Origin of the sequence: Aeromonas sp. QDB25, assembly GCF_027707725.1 — a bacterium.
Classification (GTDB): domain Bacteria; phylum Pseudomonadota; class Gammaproteobacteria; order Enterobacterales; family Aeromonadaceae; genus Aeromonas; species Aeromonas caviae.
In genome coordinates, this window is record NZ_JAPCIZ010000026.1 from 36,282 (window position 1) to 56,588 (window position 20,307).

General features: G+C 62.1%; 16 protein-coding genes. 11 read left to right on the forward strand and 5 right to left on the reverse strand.

Going from position 1 to position 20,307, the window contains the following annotated elements; genetic code table 11:
* Nucleotides 1-112 precede the first annotated feature (112 nt).
* From PG883_RS11230 to PG883_RS11245, 4 genes are all read left to right on the forward strand, one after another.
* Nucleotides 113-1,474 (forward strand): GntP family permease, encoded by a 1,362-nt coding sequence (locus tag PG883_RS11230; RefSeq protein ID WP_223918078.1) that lies wholly within the window; start codon nt 113-115, stop codon nt 1,472-1,474.
* A 152-nt stretch (nt 1,475-1,626) separates the two neighbouring features.
* Nucleotides 1,627-2,976 carry a CDP-diacylglycerol--serine O-phosphatidyltransferase gene (pssA, locus tag PG883_RS11235; protein ID WP_270807213.1) on the forward strand — a complete coding sequence of 450 codons (1,350 nt, stop codon included), beginning with the start codon at nt 1,627-1,629 and terminating at the stop codon, nt 2,974-2,976.
* A 176-nt stretch (nt 2,977-3,152) separates the two neighbouring features.
* Complete coding sequence (recG, locus tag PG883_RS11240) at nt 3,153-5,222, forward strand: ATP-dependent DNA helicase RecG (protein ID WP_270807214.1); 2,070 nt, start codon at nt 3,153-3,155, stop codon at nt 5,220-5,222.
* A gap of 254 nt (nt 5,223-5,476) precedes the next feature.
* Nucleotides 5,477-7,537 carry an AsmA-like C-terminal region-containing protein gene (locus tag PG883_RS11245; RefSeq protein ID WP_270807215.1) on the forward strand — a complete coding sequence of 687 codons (2,061 nt, stop codon included), beginning with the start codon at nt 5,477-5,479 and terminating at the stop codon, nt 7,535-7,537.
* A gap of 46 nt (nt 7,538-7,583) precedes the next feature.
* On the opposite strand, the gene PG883_RS11250 is transcribed toward PG883_RS11245, so the two are convergent.
* Complete coding sequence (locus PG883_RS11250; RefSeq protein ID WP_010672532.1) at nt 7,584-8,492, reverse strand: bifunctional GNAT family N-acetyltransferase/hotdog fold thioesterase; 909 nt, start codon at nt 8,490-8,492, stop codon at nt 7,584-7,586.
* Between the two features lie 173 nt (nt 8,493-8,665).
* Here PG883_RS11250 and PG883_RS11255 point away from each other — a divergent pair, with 173 nt between their 5' ends.
* A complete protein-coding gene (locus PG883_RS11255; RefSeq protein WP_270807216.1) occupies nt 8,666-9,346 on the forward strand; it encodes a spermidine synthase in 681 nt (226 codons plus the stop codon).
* Nucleotides 9,347-9,411: 65 nt separating this feature from the next.
* On the opposite strand, the gene dtd is transcribed toward PG883_RS11255, so the two are convergent.
* The 3 genes from dtd to typA all read right to left on the reverse strand — a co-directional run bounded on the left by dtd (nt 9,412) and on the right by typA (nt 12,837).
* Nucleotides 9,412-9,849, reverse strand: coding sequence for a D-aminoacyl-tRNA deacylase (gene dtd, locus PG883_RS11260; protein WP_039039510.1), 438 nt, complete (start codon nt 9,847-9,849; stop codon nt 9,412-9,414).
* Nucleotides 9,850-9,975: 126 nt separating this feature from the next.
* On the reverse strand, nt 9,976-10,848 hold the full coding sequence (locus PG883_RS11265; protein WP_039039511.1) for a virulence factor BrkB family protein: 873 nt from the start codon (nt 10,846-10,848) through the stop codon (nt 9,976-9,978).
* Nucleotides 10,849-11,025: 177 nt separating this feature from the next.
* Complete coding sequence (gene typA / locus PG883_RS11270) at nt 11,026-12,837, reverse strand: translational GTPase TypA (RefSeq protein ID WP_042882265.1); 1,812 nt, start codon at nt 12,835-12,837, stop codon at nt 11,026-11,028.
* Nucleotides 12,838-13,187: 350 nt separating this feature from the next.
* On the opposite strand from typA, the gene glnA reads away from it, so the two are divergent.
* The 6 genes from glnA to PG883_RS11300 all read left to right on the forward strand — a co-directional run bounded on the left by glnA (nt 13,188) and on the right by PG883_RS11300 (nt 20,145).
* On the forward strand, nt 13,188-14,597 hold the full coding sequence (glnA, locus tag PG883_RS11275; RefSeq protein ID WP_010672526.1) for a glutamate--ammonia ligase: 1,410 nt from the start codon (nt 13,188-13,190) through the stop codon (nt 14,595-14,597).
* Between the two features lie 191 nt (nt 14,598-14,788).
* Complete coding sequence (locus PG883_RS11280; protein ID WP_010672525.1) at nt 14,789-15,358, forward strand: DUF4124 domain-containing protein; 570 nt, start codon at nt 14,789-14,791, stop codon at nt 15,356-15,358.
* 86 nt (nt 15,359-15,444) lie between these two features.
* Nucleotides 15,445-16,500, forward strand: coding sequence for a nitrogen regulation protein NR(II) (gene glnL / locus PG883_RS11285; protein WP_103858173.1), 1,056 nt, complete (start codon nt 15,445-15,447; stop codon nt 16,498-16,500).
* Between the two features lie 9 nt (nt 16,501-16,509).
* Nucleotides 16,510-17,928 carry a nitrogen regulation protein NR(I) gene (gene glnG / locus PG883_RS11290; protein WP_010672523.1) on the forward strand — a complete coding sequence of 473 codons (1,419 nt, stop codon included), beginning with the start codon at nt 16,510-16,512 and terminating at the stop codon, nt 17,926-17,928.
* Between the two features lie 141 nt (nt 17,929-18,069).
* A complete protein-coding gene (gene add, locus PG883_RS11295) occupies nt 18,070-19,071 on the forward strand; it encodes an adenosine deaminase (protein ID WP_270807217.1) in 1,002 nt (333 codons plus the stop codon).
* Nucleotides 19,072-19,164: 93 nt separating this feature from the next.
* Nucleotides 19,165-20,145: an IS1595 family transposase gene (locus tag PG883_RS11300; protein WP_270807218.1), complete on the forward strand. Its 981-nt coding sequence runs from the start codon at nt 19,165-19,167 to the stop codon at nt 20,143-20,145.
* A gap of 24 nt (nt 20,146-20,169) precedes the next feature.
* Here PG883_RS11300 and PG883_RS11305 read toward each other — a convergent pair.
* The coding region (locus tag PG883_RS11305; protein WP_270807220.1) for an IS3 family transposase at nt 20,170-20,307 on the reverse strand (138 nt) is incomplete at its 5' end.

The window sequence follows — 20,307 nt, forward strand, 5'->3', positions numbered from 1 at the left end:
TACCACGTTACCGGTAACATGTTACCGGTAACGTTTCGCAATGTGAAGTGCAGCACAGAAATGTGCAGAACAACAACTAGAACCATTTGAGGACAATTTTATGGACGGAGCAATGAACACACCCGATGTCGCCTATCTGCTCTCGGTAGCGGGCGGAGCCATTGTCATGTTGCTGGTGCTGATCATGCGATTCAAGGTACATGCCTTCGTGGCATTGACCCTGGTCAGCATGCTGACAGCCCTGGCCACCGGGGTCACCTATGACCAGGTGATCCCCACCATGCTGACCGGTTTCGGCGGCACCCTGGCCTCGGTCGCGCTGCTGGTCGGCCTCGGCGCCATGATAGGCCGGATCCTGGAGATGACGGGGGGCGCCAAGGTACTGGCCGATACCCTGATCAACCGCTTCGGCTCCCACCGCGCCCCCTTCGCGCTGGGTGTGGCCTCCCTGCTATTCGGCTTCCCGATCTTCTTTGACGCCGGCCTCATCGTCATGCTGCCCATCATCTTCAGCGTGGCGAAGCAGTTCGGCGGCTCCGTCCTCAAGTATGCCCTGCCCTCCGCCGGTGCCTTTGCGGTGATGCACGCCTTCCTGCCGCCCCACCCGGGCCCGGTGGCCGCCAGCGAGCTGCTGGGTGCCAACATCGGTCTGCTCACCATCGTGGGCCTGCTGGTCGCGCTGCCCACCTGGTATCTGGGTGCTTACCTGTTCGGGCTCTGGTCCGGCAAGAAGTTTGAGCTGCCCCTGCCCCCGAGCTTCACTGCCAGTGCCGAGCAGCTCTCCGACAAGGCGCCGAGCTTCGGCCAGGTGATCTCCATCCTGCTGCTGCCGCTGGTGCTGATCTTCATGGATACCGGCCTCAATACCCTGAGCGTCATGGGCGTCATCGACAAGGGTGCGGACTGGGTCAACGTGCTGCGCATGGTCGGCAAGACTCCGGTCGCCCTGCTCATCACTGTGCTGTACGCCCTCTGGATGTTCCGCCAGAGCCAGGGCAAGGTGCAGCTCGAGAAGTTCTGCAACGACGCCCTGGCCCCGGTCTGCGCCGTCATCCTGGTCACCGGTGCCGGCGGCATGTTCGGCGGCGTATTGCGGGCGAGCGGCATCGGCACCGCGCTGGCCGACGTGCTCTCCGATACCGGCATGCCGGTGATCCTGGCAGCCTTCCTGGTGTCCGCCGCGCTGCGGGTCGCTCAGGGTTCCGCCACCGTGGCCCTGACCACTACCGCCGCCCTGATGGCGCCGACCGTGGCCGCCACCACCGGCCTGAGCGAACTGGATCTGACCTTCATCGTCATTGCCATCGCCGGGGGTGCCACCGTGCTCTCCCACTTCAATGACTCCGGCTTCTGGCTGGTCAGCCGCTTCCTGAACATGGACGAGAAGACCACCCTCAAGACCTGGACCGTGATGGAGACGCTGCTCGGCACCATCGCCTTCCTCATCGTGGCCACGGCCAGCGCCATCCTCTGACGGAAACACATCGGGGCCGCATCCGTCGGCCCCGATGTGATATTGCACCGACTTTTTACGGATTCTTGCTTGGGCCCATCGCCACAGATTGCTAGAATTGCCTATTCTTCGCCCCGAGTGGAACGCTTCATCCCGTGATTTCAGGCTTCTCTATGCATTCATCGGCACATTATCGACAGTTGCTGACCCGCTTACCCCAGATCGCGGTTGCCGCGGATCAGTTCCAGATACTCAGCAGCGCCAAAGACTTCAAGAGCCGTATCCTGTCGCTCATCGCCCATGCGACCCAGCGCATCTATCTGATCGCGCTCTATCTGCAGGATGACGAGGCGGGACGGGAGATCCTCTCCGCCCTCTATGCCGCCAAGCAGCGCAATCCCTCTCTCGACATCAAGGTGTTCGTCGACTTCCACCGCGCCCAGCGCGGCCTGATCGGCAAAGGCAAGCAGGGGGGCAACCACCTGATGTACCAGGCCATGGCCGCCAGCCACCAACACCAGATCGAGATCTACGGCGTGCCGGTCAAGGGCCGCGAGCTGCTCGGGGTGCTGCACCTCAAGGGCTTCATCTTCGACGACACCCTGCTTTACTCCGGCGCCAGTCTCAACGACATCTACCTGCACCAGCAGGAGCGCTACCGCTTCGATCGCTATCACCAGATCCACAGCCCGGCACTGACCCGCAGCATGGTCAACTACGTGGATGACGTCTTCCTCGGCAGCGAAGCCGTCCAGCGGCTGGATCGCACCGGCATCCCCGGCGCCAAGCAGCTCAAGGGACCGATCCGCCGCTTCAAGCAGCGTCTGCGCCTCTGCCAGTACCGCTTCGAGAGCATCCAGCCCAACGATCGGGAGATCACCGTGACCCCCATGGTGGGCCTGGGCAAGCGGGGCAACCAGCTCAACCGGATGATCCGCAACCTGGTGCGGGCCACCGAGCGGGAGATCTTCATCTGCACCCCCTACTTCAACCCCCCCAAGGAGTTGAACAAGGACGTGGAGGCGCTGCTCAAACGCGGCTGCAAGGTGACCATCGTCGTGGGCGACAAGACCGCCAACGACTTCTTTATCCCCCCGGAGGAGAAGTTCTCCACCATCGGCGGTCTGCCCTATCTCTACGAGACCAACCTGCGCAAGTTTGCCGAGCGCAACCAGCACCACATCGACAACGGCCGGCTCAACCTCATGCTCTGGTGCTGCGAGAAGAACTCCTATCACCTCAAGGGGATCTTCGTGGATGAGGAGTGGGCCCTGCTCACCGGCAACAACCTCAATCCCCGAGCCTGGGCGCTGGATCTGGAGAACGGCCTGCTGGTACACGACCAGCACCATCACCTGCGCGAGCAGTTCAGTGCGGAGCGGGAGAACATCCTGGCCCACACCCGCCGCATCAGTCACTTCGACCAGATAGAGCAGATCAAGGATTACCCGGATCAGGTGCGCAAGCTGCTGGCCCGGATCCACAGGGTCAAGGCTCACCTGCTGCTCAAGCGCATCATCTGACCGCCAGGGCGCCCCGTCAGTGAAAAGGCCTGCCGTTTCCGGCAGGCCTTTTTCATGGATGACCCTCACCCCGCTCCCTTGCCCACCAGCCCGGAACGGCACAACGCGGCTTGCATCGAGGCCGCAACAACCCCTATCATCTGGACATATTTACAGTGTTTTCGGGCATCTAATTGATGAAATTGGATAAAATCTCCCTCGACAGCCTCAAGGGTGTCGGCAGCAAGATGCTGGAGAAACTCGAGCGGCTGGGGCTGGCCACGGTGCAGGATCTGCTGTTCCACCTCCCCCTACGCTACGAGGACCGCACCCAGGTGTGGCCCATCGGCGATCTGCCGCCCGGCCTGCACGGTGCCGTCGAGGGCGAGATCCAGGACACCCAGCTGGTGATGGGGCGCCGCCGCATGCTGGTGTGCCGTATCAGCGACGGCACCGGCAGCCTGACCCTGCGCTTCTTCAATTTCACCGCTGCCCAGAAAAACAGCCTGGCCCAAGGCCGCCTTATCCGCTGCTTCGGCGAGACACGTCCCGGCAAGTACGGCCTGGAGATGGCCCACCCCGAGTACAAGCTGCTCGGCGAGGAGCAGGCCGGCCAGACCGAAGAGGCCCTCACCCCCGTCTACCCCACCACAGAGGGGCTGCGCCAGCTCACCCTGCGCAGCCTCACGGATCAGGCCCTGGCCCAACTCGACCTCTACGGGGTCGAGGAGCTGCTGCCTGCCGGCCTCTATCCCCAGCAGATCGATCTGGCCGCGGCCCTGAAGCTGCTGCACCGCCCGCCTCCCTCGGTGGCGCTGGCCCTGCTCGAGAGCGGCCAGCACCCGGCACAGCAGCGGCTGGTACTGGAAGAGCTGCTGGCCCACAACCTCTCGGTCTTGAAGGTACGCGCCCAGGCACAGACCCAGCTGGCCCGTGCCCTCAAACCCGCTCCCGAGCTGGTCCGGCAGCTGCTCGGCGCCCTGCCGTTCACCCCCACCGGCGCCCAGAGCCGGGTGGTGGCGGAGATAGCCAGGGATCTGCAACAGAGCCACCCCATGATGCGGCTGGTGCAGGGGGACGTGGGCTCAGGTAAAACGCTGGTCGCGGCACTGGCCGCCCTGCAGGCCATCGGCAACGGCTGCCAGGTGGGGCTGATGGCCCCGACCGAGCTGCTTGCCGAGCAGCACGCCATCAACTTCGCCAGGTGGCTGGAGCCGCTCGGCATCAAGGTGGGCTGGCTGGCGGGCAAGCAGAAGGGCAAGGCGCGGGAAGAGGCGCTGGCCGCCATCGCGGACGGCAGCGTCAAGATGGTGGTGGGCACCCACGCCATCTTCCAGGAGCAGGTGGTATTCCAGCGCCTCGCCCTGGTCATCATCGATGAACAGCACAGGTTCGGCGTGCATCAGCGTCTCGCCCTGCGAGAAAAAGGAGAGCGGGAAGGGGTGCATCCCCACCAGCTCATCATGACCGCCACCCCCATCCCCCGTACCCTGGCGATGACCGCCTATGCCGACCTCGATACCTCCATCATCGACGAGCTGCCACCGGGCCGCACCCCCATCACCACGGTGGCACTGCCCGACAGCCGCCGCCAGGACGTGATCGAACGGGTCAGACTCGCCTGCGAGGAGGGCAAGCAGGCCTACTGGGTCTGCACCCTGATCGAGGAGTCGGAGGTGCTGGAGTGCCAGGCCGCCGAGGACACCGCCGCCGAGCTGCAAAATCTGCTACCCGGCCTGCACATCGGGCTGGTGCACGGCCGGATGCGACCGGTCGAGAAACAGCGGGTGATGGAGGAGTTCAAGGCGGGCATACTGCAACTGCTGGTCGCCACCACCGTCATCGAGGTGGGGGTGGACGTGCCCAACGCCAGCCTGATGATCATCGAGAACCCGGAGCGACTGGGGCTGGCGCAGCTGCACCAGCTGCGCGGCCGGGTCGGGCGTGGCTCGGTGGCCTCCCACTGCGTGCTGCTCTATCATGCCCCCTTGTCCAAGACGGCCCAGAGCCGCCTCGGGGTGCTGCGGGAGACCAACGACGGCTTTCTCATCGCCCAGCGGGATCTGGAGCTGCGTGGCCCAGGCGAGCTGCTTGGTACCCGCCAGACCGGTCTGGCCGATCTCAAGATCGCCGATCTGGTGCGCGACCAGCCGCTCATTCCCCAGGTGCAGAAGATGGCGCGCTTCCTGATGGACAAACACCCGGCGCATGTCGAGCCCCTGATCCGCCGCTGGCTGGGCCTGCGAGACCACTACTCCAATGCTTGACCAAGGCAGATGCAGAAGAGGGTCAACTTGCCTGATGGATAAACACCCGAGCCATGTCGAGCCCCTGATCCGCCGCTGGCTGGGCCTGCGAGACCACTACTCCAATGCTTGACCAAGGCAGATGCAGAAAATGGTCACCTTGCCTGATGGATAAACCCCCGAGCCATGTCGAACCCTTGATACGATACTGGCTCGGTCTACGGGATCACTACTCGAATGCCTGACCAAGCAACAGAAACAGGAGGAAAGCACTGATGAATTCCTGGCTCCGCGGCCTGCTCTACACCTTTGCCTTCCTGCTGCTCTTTGTCTGGGTCGGTCTCGGCCTGTTCGATGCCGAGCGCGCCAAAGGCCCCATCGCCAACTGGCTCAGCCAGCAGACCGGGGTGCCCGTCACCATAGGCCGGCTGGTGTTCAATCCGCTGCACCCCTACACCCTGCTGGCGGAACAGGTGCGCTATGGGGATGCGGTACAGCTGGAAAAACTCTATCTGGAGATCGAGCACATCGACTGGTTGAACCGGGATGTGCGCATCGCCCACCTGGACCTCATCCGTCCCGTCATCAAGCTGCCGCTCCCCAACCAGTTGCCAAGCCTGCCGGTTCACTCCCTCACCATCAGCGACAGCACCATCGACAACCTGAACCTGCAGAGCGAGGCCCTGACCCTGCGCGGCCTCAGTGCATCCCTGAGTGACTGGGAACTGATCGACCCGAGACGCCAGCCCCAGGCCAACCTCACCCTGGGCATCAACCAGCTGGAGACCCCCATGTTCACCCTGGCCCGTCTCAGCCTCAAGGGGCGGCTGGAGGGGCAGGTGCTCAGCACCGACAGACTGACCACCAACCTGTTCGACGGCCTGCTCGAGACCGGCATGGTGCTGAACTGGCCAGAGCGCAGCCTGCAACTGCACGATCTCAAGGCCCGCGCCATGCGACTCGAGCTTGGTGACATCCCCCCTGGCGAGTTCCCCCTGCGCCGCATCACCCTGGACAGGGGTCAGCTTGCCCAGGTGAGCATCAATGCCATCGATCAGGAGCTCTCCCTCAACAACTTCAACGGCCAGCTCACCGCCTTCGACTGGCAGGCGGGCAGCCAGCCCAGCGGCTATCTGGCGGGCACCCTAGGCGACATGGGCCGCGGCTTGTTCCAGCTTGAGGCCGTCGAGGGCAAGCTCGCCTTCTCCCCCCGCCAGCTGGATGCCGAGCTGCGGGGCAAAGCATACGAAGGGGAGTTCAACGTCGAGCTGGCCCTCGACACCCAGCAGCAGAAGCTCACCCTGAAGGATCTGGCCCTGAGCGGCATGGACATCAGTTTGCCCCAGGGGTGGTGGCAGGATTGGCAGGGCTGGCGCCCGCAACAGATCGACATCCGCAAACTGGCCTTCGACAAGCTCAAGGTGCTCTCTTTCGACGACACCCTGCCCCTCTCCCTGACCGGCTGGCAACTCTACCTGAACGATCTCGCCCTGCGGGGCAACCAGCCAGGCCCCCTGCTGGGGCGCGCCCGCATCGAGAGCAAGTGGTTCGAGCTGGTGTGGGACGGTCTCAGTGCTCGCAACGGCACCCTGGATGGCGAGCTGACCCCCAGCTCCTGGCAGCTCAACACCTTCACCACCTCCCTGCCCGACGAGGGCTCCCTCAACCTGAGCGGCCAGTGGGGCAGGACGCCCGGGCAGGAGAGCCGCCTGCAGTTGCAGGGCAAGCAGCTGGATCTGGAGCAGTGGGGCAAGTTGCTGCACTCCCCCGTCTCCTTCGCGGGCAAGGTGGATCTGGCGGCAGATCTGCAGGCCGACCTCAACGGGCAGCCCGGCGAGCAGACGGCCAACTGGCGCCGGACCCTTCAGGGCAGCCTGAGCCTGGAGAGCAAGGATCCCTTCTGGGACAAGGTCGGCATCGACCCCTTGCTGGATGACTGGTTCAGGGAGCAGACCCCCCCCGATCTGACACCGCAGACGCTGTGGCAGGCGATGCAACGCGGAGACACCCCCTTCTATCAGATCAGGCTGGATGCCAGGGCGGAGCAGGGCAAGGTGCGGATCGAGCAAGGTGGCGCCTCCACCATCACCCACCTGCTGGCGCTGCAAGGTGGTGTCGACCTGGCCGCAGACCAGTGGCAGCTCGACCTCGGGGTCCTGAACAAGGGGCGCTGCGCCGAGCTGCTCGCCCGCTGGCGCGGCCCCCTCAATGCGCCCGACCTGGGCTGGAGTTTCCCCACGGGACAGGACGCCTGTGGCTGGGAGGCGGGTGTGCGCTACCCCGCCCAGGGACGAAGCGGCCCGCTCTGGCGCCCACGGCCACCCGCCGCCCAATAACGAACAAGGCCTCGCGAAGAGGCCTTGTTGCTGTGAACATCAGGGATCAGCGTGCGCCGCGCTTGATGGGCAGTACCACATACTGACCGACAAACTCCACCGCCAGCTTGCGGCCACTGAACAGCTGCACCCGCAGGCTGAACTTGGCGGATTCTCCGCCCCTCAGCGGCTCGAGCACGGCGGGCATGCCCTCCCGGGCCACCCGCGCCTCCGGCTCTTCGCTCACCGGCCGGTAATACTTGATGTTGCCCTCGGCCAGCACGGTATCCCCTCCCAGCCCTGCCTCCTTGAGCTGCAACCAGATAAGACCCCAGCCCGCCAGCACGCACTGGCTGTAGATGCTGCCGGCGAACATGGTGTCGTGGACGTTGAGATTGGCCGCCAGGTTGGCCTTGAGGTGGAAGGTCTGGCCATCGTAGTGGGTGATGTGCACCCCCATCTTCTCGCTGATGGGAATGCCCCGCGACCAGCGGGTGGTGAGATCCTGGCACCACTCCGGACGGTACTGGATGGTCTGCATGGGACTCAGGGACTTGATCATCTGGCGGTGAGGGATGCGGCCGAAGGAGACGGGGCCTTCCCCTACCTCGAGGAAGCCACAGCGGCGATAGAACTCCACCGCCTCCTGGCGGGCGTTCATCACCAGCCGTTTCACCTTCTCGTCGCGGGCAAGCTGTTCGAGATCCTCCACCATGCGGGCGCCCAGCCCCTGGCCGCGAAATTCGGGTCGCAGCGCCATAAAGCGGATCTGGGCTTCATCGCCGCCCACAAAGAGGCGACCCACGGCGATGGGCGTTCCGTCGGGGGAGAGCATCAGCCGGTGAATGGCAACGGTATCGTACTCGTCACGCTCGGAGCCCAGGGGCAGATTGAAGGGTTTGCGCAGTAGTTCCCAGCGCAACTGATAGTAAGCATCCAGCTCCGCTGGTGTTTCTGGGGTGACTACCCGGTACATAAAGCGATCCTTGAGTGTGCGCCGACTGGCAGATGGAAGGACTGACGCAACCATTTCTCCCGGCGCAGCCTGTAGTAGGTATCCAGCTCGGCTGCCGTTTGGGGGGTGACCACCCGGTACATAACAACATCCTTGAGTTACACTGGTCGAAAGCCATCTTGCCGTGCAAATTCATGGACTTCAATCTGCAAGCGTACCAAGCCGATCACTTATTGCACCTCAGTGCCAAACCCGAACGCCGCGTTTCGGTGCTTGAAAATGCCCGTCATCGCTGGCTGGAAATGGACGGCGTGGTGCAATCCGCCATGAGCCTCCACCAGCCGGCACGCCTCTGTCTGCCTCATCAACGGAGCATCGCGGAGCAGTTGCCAAAGCAGGCAAGCCGGATCCTGGAGCTGGGGCTGGGCGGAGGGGATCTCACCCGTCACCTGGCGGCACGCTGGCCCGATGCCCACCACGACTGCGTGGATCTGGATGCCGAGATCCTCACCCTGTTCCAGCAGTTCTTCCTCCCCTCGTCAGGGGGCTCACCTCGGCTGCATCACGCCGATGCGCTGCACTTCCTGCACCAGAGCCAGGAGATCTACGATCTGGTGCTGCTGGATTTGTTCAGCCAGGACGGCAACCCCCTTCTGCTGTTCCAGGCTCCGCTCTATCAGGCACTGGCCAGCCGCCTGAGCGGAACCCTCATCATCAATCTGCTGCCCCGCACCCGGCTCGAACAGGCACAGGCTCTGCGACTGGCAGAGGAGTGGATAGGCCCGACCCACGTCCACGACGTGCCCGGCTACCGCAACGTCATCCTGCACGCGACCCGTCGGCATGGCCAGGGCGGGCGAGCACCGGCAGGGTGAAGAACCTGCGAAGTGTGCAGGCATCGCGTCCTGCCCTCCGGTGAGGCCTGCCCTGCCTGCAACCCTTATACCTGCAGCCAGAAGGTGACGGGGCCATCGTTGAGCAGCCTGACCTTCATGTCGGCGGCGAAGCGGCCGGTTTCGGTCGGCACGCCGCTCTCCCTGGCGCGGGCCACGAAGTACTCATAGAGTCGCTCGGCATCTGCGGGATGGGCGCCACCGGAGAAGCTGGGTCTCATCCCCTTGCCGGTATCCGCCGCCAGGGTGAACTGGGAGACCACCAGCAGGCTGCCACCCACCTGACTCACGTTGAGGTTCATCTTGCCGTTCTCGTCCGAGAAGATGCGATAACCGCTCACCTTGTGCAGCAGCTTGTCCGCCTTGGCCTCGTCATCCCCCTGCTCCACCCCGAGCAGCACCAGCAACCCCTGGCCGATGGCCCCGGTCACCTCTCCCTCTACCGTTACGCTGGCCTCGCTGACCCGCTGAATCAGTGCAATCACATCCCTCTCCTCTCAAAACAGCACGACCGCCCATCCTGCGGGATGAGCGGTCGTCGATGCTACCAATAAATGCCCTGCCCGGGCCAACGCCTTTGTGGCGGGATCCGGTGTGATGGCCGGCCGGCGTCAGGCCAGCTCCTCTGCACCGGGCTTCTCGTACTCCCCGAGGCAGGCGGTGGTCTCGGCCCCCAGCAACACCACCAGCCAGCTCAGATACACCCAGACGAACAGGATGGGAATGGTCGCCAGGGCGCCATAGATGGCCTGGTAGGAGGGGAAGTTGGTGATGTAGATGGCAAAGCCGCGCTTGGCCAGCTCGAACAGGGTGGCCGCCACCAGGGCACCTATGAAGGCGTGGGTCAGCCGCACGCGGCAGTTGGGCACCACGGTATAGATCAGCAGGAAGGTGAGCACGGAGAAGAGGAACGGCAGGCTGCGCAGCAGCAGATAGCCGATACCGAACAGGCTGTCAGCCGCGAACAACCTGAGCGAGAGAATGTAGGAGGAGATGGCGATGCTGGCCCCGATGAGCACGGGGCCCAGGGTCAGGATCATCCAGTACATGGCGAATGCCTGGGCCAAGGGCCGGCTTCGGGTGGATCGCCAGATGTAGTTGAGGTTCTTGTCGATGGCCGAGATGAGCATCAGGGCCACCACGATCAGGGCACCGATACCGACGGCCGTGGTGTTGGTGGCGTTGGCCACGAAGCCGTCGATGTACTCCTTGAGCATCTCGCCGGCGGTGGGGACGAAGTTGTGATAGACGAACTGCTCCATCGCCTGCTTCAGGCTCTGGAACACCGGAAAGGCCGACATCATGCCGAACACCACGGCGATCATGGGCACCAGGGAGAGCAGGGTGACATAGGCCAGGTAACCGGCGGTCACCGTCAATCTGTCCTGCTGGAAGCGGCCCCAGACAAACTGGGCGAAGTGGGCACCATCGTGGCGCAAGAAGGAGAGTGCATGGGCCAGACGGCCGCGGATCTGCTGCTGCATCTTGTTTCTCGTAAGCGTGATCATGCAGACATTGTGTCAGATAGGGTGGTCATTTGGCCACCCGCAGACCGGCCGGATGCGCCTCCATCGAGCTCAGGCACCATGCGCCCTCATGTCGAGCCCATAAAAAAAGAGGCCTTAAGGCCTCTCTTTGGTCTGTCGATGAACAGCTATCGATCAAGCACGACCGGCGCGCTTGCGATCCAGTTCGGTCAGCAGCTTTTTACGGATACGGATGGCCTTGGGGGTGATCTCCACCAGCTCGTCGTTGTCGATGAACTCGAGAGCCTGCTCCAGGGTCATGCGGATCGGCGGAGTCAGCACCTGGGCTTCGTCGGTACCGGAGGCACGCATGTTGGTCAGCTGCTTGCCTTTCAGGCAGTTGACGGTCAGGTCGTTGGAGCGGGAGTGGATCCCGATCACCTGGCCTTCGTACACTTCGGTCGCGTGACCGATGAACAGACGACCACGATCTTGCAGACCGAACAGGGCGAAGGTCAGGGCCTTGCCGGTGGCGTTGGAGATCAGCACACCGTTCTGACGCTCACCGATGCTGCCACCCTTGTGCGGACCGTAGTGGTCGAAGGTGTGGTACAGCAGACCGGTACCAGAGGTCATGGTCAGGAACTCGGTCTGGAAGCCGATCAGACCACGGCTCGGGATGATGAAGTCCAGACGGACGCGACCCTTGCCATCCGGGGTCATGTTGGTCATCTCGCCTTTACGCAGGCCGAGCTGCTCCATCACGGAACCCTGATGCGCTTCTTCCACGTCCACAGTGACGGTTTCGAACGGTTCTTGCAGTTCGCCATTCACGGTACGCAGGATTACTTCCGGGCGGGATACCGCCAGTTCGTAACCTTCGCGGCGCATGTTTTCGATCAGGATGGAGAGGTGCAGTTCACCACGGCCGGAGACGCGGAACTTGTCCGGATCTTCGGTCTCTTCCACGCGCAGGGCCACGTTGTGGACCAGCTCCTGGTTCAGACGCTCCAGAATGTTGCGGGAGGTGACGAACTTGCCTTCTTTACCGGCGAACGGCGAGGTGTTGACCTGGAAGGTCATGTTCACGGTCGGCTCGTCAACGGAGAGCGGCGGCAGGGCTTCGACGGCACTGTTGTCACAGATGGTGTCAGAGATCTTCAGCTCGCCCAGACCGGTGATGGCGATGATGTCGCCCGCTTGCGCGTCGGTCACTTCGGTACGGGACAGGCCCAGGTAGCCCAGCACCTGACCTACCTTGCCGGTACGCGGTTTGCCGTTGGCACCGACGATGGTGACCTGCTGGTTGGTCTTGACGCGACCACGAGTGATGCGGCCGATACCGATGACGCCCACGTAGGAGTTGTAGTCCAGCTGGGAGATTTGCATCTGGAAGGCACCGTCAACGTCGCCCTTCGGGGCTTCCACGTTGTCGACGATGGCCTGGAACAGGGGTTCCATGTTCTCGGACGGGACGTCCTGATCCAGGGTGGCCCAACCGTTCAGTGCAGAGGCATAAACAACCTTGAAGTCCAGTTGCTCATCGGTGGCACCCAGGTTGTCGAACAGATCGAAGACCTGATCCATTACCCAGTCAGGACGAGCACCCGGACGGTCGATCTTGTTGATGACCACGATGGGCTTCAGACCCTGGGCGAACGCCTTCTGGGTCACGAAACGGGTCTGCGGCATCGGGCCGTCAACGGCGTCGACCAGCAGCAGCACGGAGTCAACCATGGAGAGTACGCGCTCAACTTCACCACCGAAGTCGGCGTGACCCGGGGTATCCACGATGTTGATGCGGTAGTCGTTCCAGCGGATCGCAGTGTTCTTGGCGAGAATGGTGATGCCACGTTCCCGTTCCAGATCATTGGAGTCCATGATCCGTTCCTGACCTTCGCTGGTGCGATCCAGAGTGCCGGATTGCTGCAGCAGCTTATCAACCAGAGTCGTTTTGCCGTGGTCAACGTGCGCAATAATCGCAATATTGCGTAAATTCTCTAACATTCTCGCCTCAAATCACCGGGTAAAATTGGGCGCTAATTGTACTCTCGCCTTTGTGATCTGCCTAGCAGAATTGCAACACATTCACACACAACAAAGGATCAGGATCATGGACCCCGCAGCAAAAGGCTGCTTAGATGGCCTGGATACGCTGGCGCACCATCTCGGTGCACCAAAACGATCCAAAGTTGCACCACTTTAATGCAGCAACCAGCATGAGAACGGGTTTCTCGACAGCCTGAAACGGTGCAAGTGCCCTGAAATCAAGCTGTCACAAACTTGGCACGATACTGGCTTATGTGAATGTGACGACGCATTCACCCAAAGAGTTTTAACACCGGAGGTTACTTAGCATGTCAGCCCAGAACGTTTTGGCCCTGATCCAGGAACACGAAGTCAAGTTTGTTGATCTGCGTTTTACCGACACCAAGGGTAAAGAGCAGCACGTATCCATCCCTTCCCACCAGGTTGACGAAGACTTCTTCGAAGACGGCAAGATGTTCGATGGTTCCTCCATCGGCGGCTGGAAGGGCATCAACGAGTCTGACATGGTGCTGATGCCGGACCCGGCTTCCGCCAAACTGGACCCGTTCACCGAAGAGACCACTCTGAACATCGTCTGTGACGTGCTTGAACCCGCCACCATGCAAGGCTATGACCGCGATCCGCGCTCCATCGCCAAGCGTGCCGAAGATTTCCTGAAGTCCAGCGGCATCGCTGACACCGTGCTGTTCGGGCCGGAGCCGGAATTCTTCATGTTCGACAACATCACCTTCTCCAACACCATGGGCCACAGCTTCGTGAAGATCGAATCCGAAGAAGCTGCCTGGAACTCCGGTACCGACTACGAGCACGGCAACAAGGGTCACCGTCCATTCGTCAAGGGTGGTTACTTCCCGGTTGCCCCGGTTGACTCCTCCCAGGACATCCGTGCCGCCATGTGCCTGGTGCTGGAAGAGATGGGCCAGGTCGTCGAAGCTCACCACCACGAAGTGGCGACCGCCGGTCAGAACGAGATCGCAACCCGCTTCAACACCCTCACCCTGAAGGCTGACGAAGTGCAGGTCCTGAAGTACGTGATCCACAACGTGGCCCACGCCTACAACAAGACCGTCACCTTCATGCCGAAACCCATGTTCGGTGACAACGGCTCCGGCATGCACTGCCACCAGTCCTTGGCCAAAGACGGCGTCAACCTGTTCGCAGGCGACCTGTACGGCGGTCTGTCCGAGATGGCGCTGCACTACATCGGCGGCATCATCAAGCACGCCAAGGCCATCAACGCCTTCGCCAACCCGACCACCAACTCCTACAAGCGTCTGGTGCCGGGCTATGAAGCACCGGTCATGCTGGCCTACTCCGCCCGCAACCGTTCTGCCTCCATCCGTATCCCGGTCGTGCCGAGCCCGAAAGCCCGCCGCATCGAAGTACGCTTCCCGGATCCGGCTGCCAACCCGTACCTGGCCTTCGCTGCCCAGCTGATGGCCGGTCTGGACGGTATCATCAACAAGATCCATCCGGGCGATGCCATGGACAAGAACCTGTATGATCTGCCGCCGGAAGAAGCCGCTGAAGTGCCGACCGTTGCCGGTTCCCTGGACGAAGCGCTGTCCGCACTGGATGCAGACCGTGAGTTCCTGACCCGTGGTGGCGTGTTCAGCGATGATTTCATCAACTCCTACCTGGAACTGAAACAGCAGGATGTTGACCGCGTGCGCATGACCCCGCACCCGCTGGAGTTCGAGCTGTACTACTCCGTCTAATCCGCTTTCCCATGACAAACCCGCCATCTGGCGGGTTTTTTTCATTCTGGCATCGGAAATACCGCCAAACGGGCACGATCATGCAGAAAGATGATCCCGTTCACGGAGCCGTACTATCCTCGGCTGTTCACACCCCGACCCCGTGGTTTTTCTCTGATAGGATTAAGGTGAACCCCGTCAAGGAGAGATGGATGAACACTGTACCCTGGCTGCTGAGCCTCCTGCTGATGGCCTCCTGTTCTGCACAGGCCGCACGCGTCTACTCCTGGGTCGATCCCCAGGGAGTGACCCACTACACCGATGCCCCCCCTCCCGGCAAGAGCGCAAAAGAGGTGGACCTGCGGGTCTCGCCGCTCATCGGCACAGCCCCCCACTCGGTCCAGGTGGACAACTTCAACAGCCTGACCGGTGTCGATGCCAGGAAAGCCCTGGAAGCGGCTCCCCTGGAGATCGACCTCATCTCTCCGGAACCGGGCAGCACATTGCGCGACAATACCGGCAACATCGTCTTCCAGGGCGAGATCTCTCCCCAGGTCCCGGTGCAATACGATGTGCGTCTGATCCTGAACGGCAAGGCGGTGCCCCTGGTTCACAACAGCCTGGCCATACGGGTGGAAAACCTCGATAGGGGCGCTTACGAGGCACGGCTCGAGTTGCTCGCCAAAGACGGTACGATCCTTGCTAAATCTAAGCCAACCACCTTTTACCTGCACAGGGCGTCGGTGAATCAGGCTCCCAGAGCCGCCCCCAAGGCCAATTAGGGGTGATGTGACGCACCGATGCGGGTAAACTTGATGCACTATATTGGTGCATTCAAGGTGTACAGCACCGTTTTAGGGAGAAACCTGTGCCAACCCGCTCGGACAACGCCAAGACACTCTTGGACAATCTGCTGACCGCCGTCATTCTCATGGATGAACGTCTCTGCATTCAATTCGTCAACCCGGCGGCAGAGCAGCTGCTTTCCCTCAGCGAACGACGACTGATCGGCATCGAACTGCCCCACCTGCTGGAACACATCTCTCTCGATCTGCAGCGTTTCAAACAGTGCCTCATTTCGGGGCAGGGCTTCACCGACAGCGAAGTCACCCTGGTGGTGGAGGGGGAGCCCAGGCTGGTGGAGATCAGCGTCAGTCCCATGGCCGATCATGAACAGCGACTGATGGTGGTAGAACTGCGCAAGATCGATCAGCAGAAGAAGATCAGCCAGGAGCTGCAGCAACACGCCCAGCAGCAGGCCGCCAAGGAGCTGGTGCGCGGCCTGGCGCACGAAATCAAGAACCCCCTGGGGGGATTGCGCGGCGCGGCCCAACTGCTGCAAAAGGAGTTGCCCGACCCGGCCTTACGTGAATACACCGGCATCATCATCGAGCAGGCCGATCGCCTGCGGGTGCTGGTCGACAGGTTGCTCGGTCCCCAGCGTCCCGGCCGTCACCAGATGCACAATGTTCACTCCGTGCTGGAACAGGTGCGCCGTCTGGTGGACCTGGAGCTGCCGCCGCAGATCCGCATCGAGCGGGACTACGACCCCAGCATCCCCGAATTCGAGATGGAATCGGACCAGCTGCAACAGGCGTTCCTGAACATAGTGCGCAACGCCGCCGAGGCCCTTGGGGATCAGGACGGCCTCATCCGCATCAAGACGCGCACCGCCTTCCAGATCACCATCCATGGCCAGCGCTATCGCCTGGCGGCCGAAATCAAGATCATCGACAACGGCCCCGGCATTCCCGACGCCATTCGCGACACCCTCTTCTATCCCATGATCACCGGCAAGGACGGGGGAACAGGCCTGGGCCTCTCCATCGCCCAGAACCTGATCGATCAGCACAAGGGGCGCATCGACTGCATCAGCTGGCCGGGCCACACCGAATTCACCATTTATTTACCACTTCGCAAGTAAGGGAACCTCATGACAGCAAAAGTGTGGATCGTCGATGACGACAGCTCCATCCGGTGGGTTCTGGAGCGCACCCTTGGCAGCGAAGGCTTCGAATGCGAAAGTTTCGCCGACGGCGAAGCCCTGCTGAGTTCACTGGAGATGCGCTCACCGGACGTGATCCTCTCGGATATTCGCATGCCGGGCATCGACGGCCTGAGCCTGCTGGAGCAGATCCATCGCCGCCAGGCCGATCTGCCCATCATCATCATGACGGCCCACTCGGACCTCGACTCCGCAGTCAACGCCTACCAGCGAGGTGCCTTCGAATACCTGCCCAAGCCGTTCGACATCGACGAAGCGGTCACCCTGGTACGCCGGGCCGAGAACCACCTCAAGGAGCAGCGGACCAAGCGCAAGGCTCGCCAACAGGAAGCCACCACCACCCCGGAGATCATCGGCGAAGCCCCTGCCATGCAGGAGGTGTTCCGCGCCATCGGCCGGCTGTCGCGCTCCAGCATCTCGGTGCTCATCAACGGTCAAAGCGGTACCGGCAAGGAGCTGGTTGCCCATGCCCTGCACAAGCACAGCCCCCGGGCCCACAAGAACTTCATCGCCCTCAACATGGCGGCCATCCCGAAAGATCTCATCGAATCCGAGCTGTTCGGTCATGAGAAGGGAGCCTTCACCGGCGCCAACAACATTCGTCACGGCCGCTTCGAACAGGCCGATGGTGGCACCCTGTTTCTCGACGAAATAGGCGACATGCCGCTGGACGTGCAGACCCGGTTGCTGCGGGTTCTGGCGGACGGGCAGTTCTACCGGGTTGGTGGCCACCAACCGGTGCAGGTGGATGTGCGGATCATTGCCGCCACCCACCAGAATCTGGAGAAACGGGTCGCCGACGGCGAGTTTCGGGAAGACCTGTTCCACCGCCTCAACGTCATCCGCATCCATATTCCGGCCCTCAAGGAGCGCCGGGAGGACATCCCCCAGCTGGCCCAGCACTTCCTGCTGCGAGCCGCCAAGGAGCTGAACGTGGAGGCCAAGAGCCTGCACCCGGATACCCAGACTTACATCAGCCGCCTGCCCTGGCCGGGCAACGTGCGCCAGCTGGAGAACGTCTGCCGCTGGCTGACGGTGATGGCCTCGGGCCAGGAGGTGCTGGTAGGCGATCTGCCCACCGAGCTGCTGACTCCCATCACTAGCACCGCCGAGCCGGGCCAGCCCGCCCTGACCGGTGGCTGGCAGCAGCAGTTGCAGGACTGGGTGGCCGCCAAGCTGGCGCTGGGGGAGACCGATATCCTGGCGGATGCCATGCCCCAGTTCGAACGGATCATGCTGGAGACGGCACTGGATCACACCCATGGTCACAAGCAGGAGGCAGCCCGCCTGCTCGGCTGGGGCCGCAATACCCTGACCCGCAAGCTCAAGGAGCTCGACATTCCCTGAGCCTGCGGGAAAAACGATTCCCATCACGCCTTGAGGGAAAGCCTGACCAATCACACCCCGTTTGCTTGCAAACGGGGTATCTTTTTCAGGCGCCCCGCCTAGAATGGCAGGCTTTCCAACCCGACTCGCAGAAGGTGCCCCATGATTGACAGATCCCTCCCCCTGACCGACCTGCATCGCCATCTGGATGGCAACATCCGCCCGCAGACCATTCTCGAGCTGGGACGTCAGCACAACATCCGACTGCCAGCCGATGAACTGGAGGCCCTGCGCCCACACGTGCAGATCGTCGAGAACGAGCCGAGTTTGGTGGCCTTCCTGAAGAAACTGGACTGGGGCGTGGCCGTGCTGGCCGACTACGATGCCTGCCGCCGGGTCGCCTACGAAAACGTGGAAGATCTGCTGCGTGCCGGGATCGACTATGCCGAGCTGCGCTTCAGCCCGGCCTACATGGCGATGACCCACAAACTGCACCCGCAGGGCGTGGTCGAAGCCATCATCGACGGCGTGGCCGCAGGCAGCCGTGACTTCGGCATCAAGACCAATCTCATCGGCATCATGAGCCGTACCTTCGGCACCGAGCAGTGCAAGCAGGAGCTGGATGCCTGTCTGGCTCATCGTGATCGCCTGGTTGCCATCGATCTGGCCGGCGACGAACTGGGCTTCCCGGGCGAGCTCTTCACCGACCACTTCCGCCGGGTGCGGGATGCAGGCATGCGGGTCACCGTGCACGCCGGTGAAGCCGCCGGCCCCGAGAGCATGTGGCAGGCCATTCGCGAGCTGGGAGCCGAGCGCATCGGCCACGGCGTCAAGGCCATCCAGGATCCGGCCCTGATGGCCTATCTGGCCGAACACCGCATCGGCATCGAGTCCTGCCTCACCTCCAACCTCCAGACCACCACAGTGGCGAGTCTGGCCGATCACCCGATCCGCCAGTTCCTGGCGGCCGGCGTGCTGGCCTGCCTCAATACCGACGATCCGGCGGTGGAGGGGATCGACCTGCCTCACGAATACGAGGTGGCTGCCCCCGCTGCCGGCATGACGGTGAGCGAAATCCGCACCGCCCAGCAGAACGGCCTGATCCTGGCCTTCCTGAGCGAAGCCGAGAAGGCCGAGCTGAGTGCCCGTACGGCTCAACGCTGAGCAGGGGTAAAACCCAATAAAAAAAAGGCGCTGTCCCAATTACATGTTGAAAGGCTAACCTTGAAGTAGGTCATCACCCTGAGGGCCTTCATCATGGATACCCAAGCCTTTCAACATCTACTGTCTCTCTTTCCACAGCTCACCATGCGCCAGCGTCGCCTCGCGCAACATGAACTCACTACCCCTCACCCAATCACCTCGCTGGCCGCTCAACTCCCCGCTTGTCGATGTTGCCCTCACTGTCAGGCCGAGGCTACGCAGTTGGCTCCCTGGGGTTGGAGTCGAGGGCTGCGTCGTTATCGCTGCAAGCAGTGTCTGCGCACCAGTTCCGTTCTCACCAAGACGCCTCTGGCTCGACTTCGCAAGGCACAATGCTGGGAAGACTACGCCCAGGCCCTCATCGACGGTCTGACCGTCCGACAGGCTGCCGTCCGCTGCGGAGTCTGTAAAAACACCGCCTTCTTGTGGCGTCACCGCTTCCTGAAAGCCATGGCGAGTCACCAGGCGGCACGGGAAGGGGGTATCGTCGAGGTTGATGAGACCTTCTTCTTGGAGTCGTTTAAAGGGCAACGTGGTTTGCCCCGCCCGGCCCGCCACCGTGGGGGCAAAGGCCGTACCCGAGGCACAGGGCCGGATTACATCCCGGTGATGGTGGTTCAGGACCGGGCTGGTCACCATGCGGATTTTCAGTTGGAGAAAATGAATGCCGAGACGGTGATAACTGTTTTGACACCCCTTGTCTCGTCAGATGCGGTGTTGTGTAGCGACGGCGCCGGGGTGTATGCCAGTTTCAGCAAAGCGCAGGGAGTGACCCATCAGGTCGTGCGCAATCGTCAAGGCGAGCGTGTGGTTGGCGCGTACCACATCCAGCATGTAAACGGATATCACCGTCGATTGAAAGAGTGGATGGAGCGGTTCCATGGGGTAGCGACCCACTATCTGAGAAATTATCTGGGTTGGCGAAGGATGTTGGAGCGCTACGGGCGGGAAGTGAATGTGCCACGTTGCTTGCATGAGGCGCTGGGGCGCCCCATGCAACACGTAATTGGGACAATAAAAAAACCGCCTTCGTGAAGTGAACCCCATTTATTGGACACGTTAGCTGGCGGATGACATGGCCTGAGCTCGGTACTGTACCGGGCTCAGGCCGTTTAGTTTTACTTTGAGCCGTTCATGGTTGTAGTAGTGGATGTATTCATCCACTGCTCGCTTCAACTGCTCCGTGTCCTCGTATTT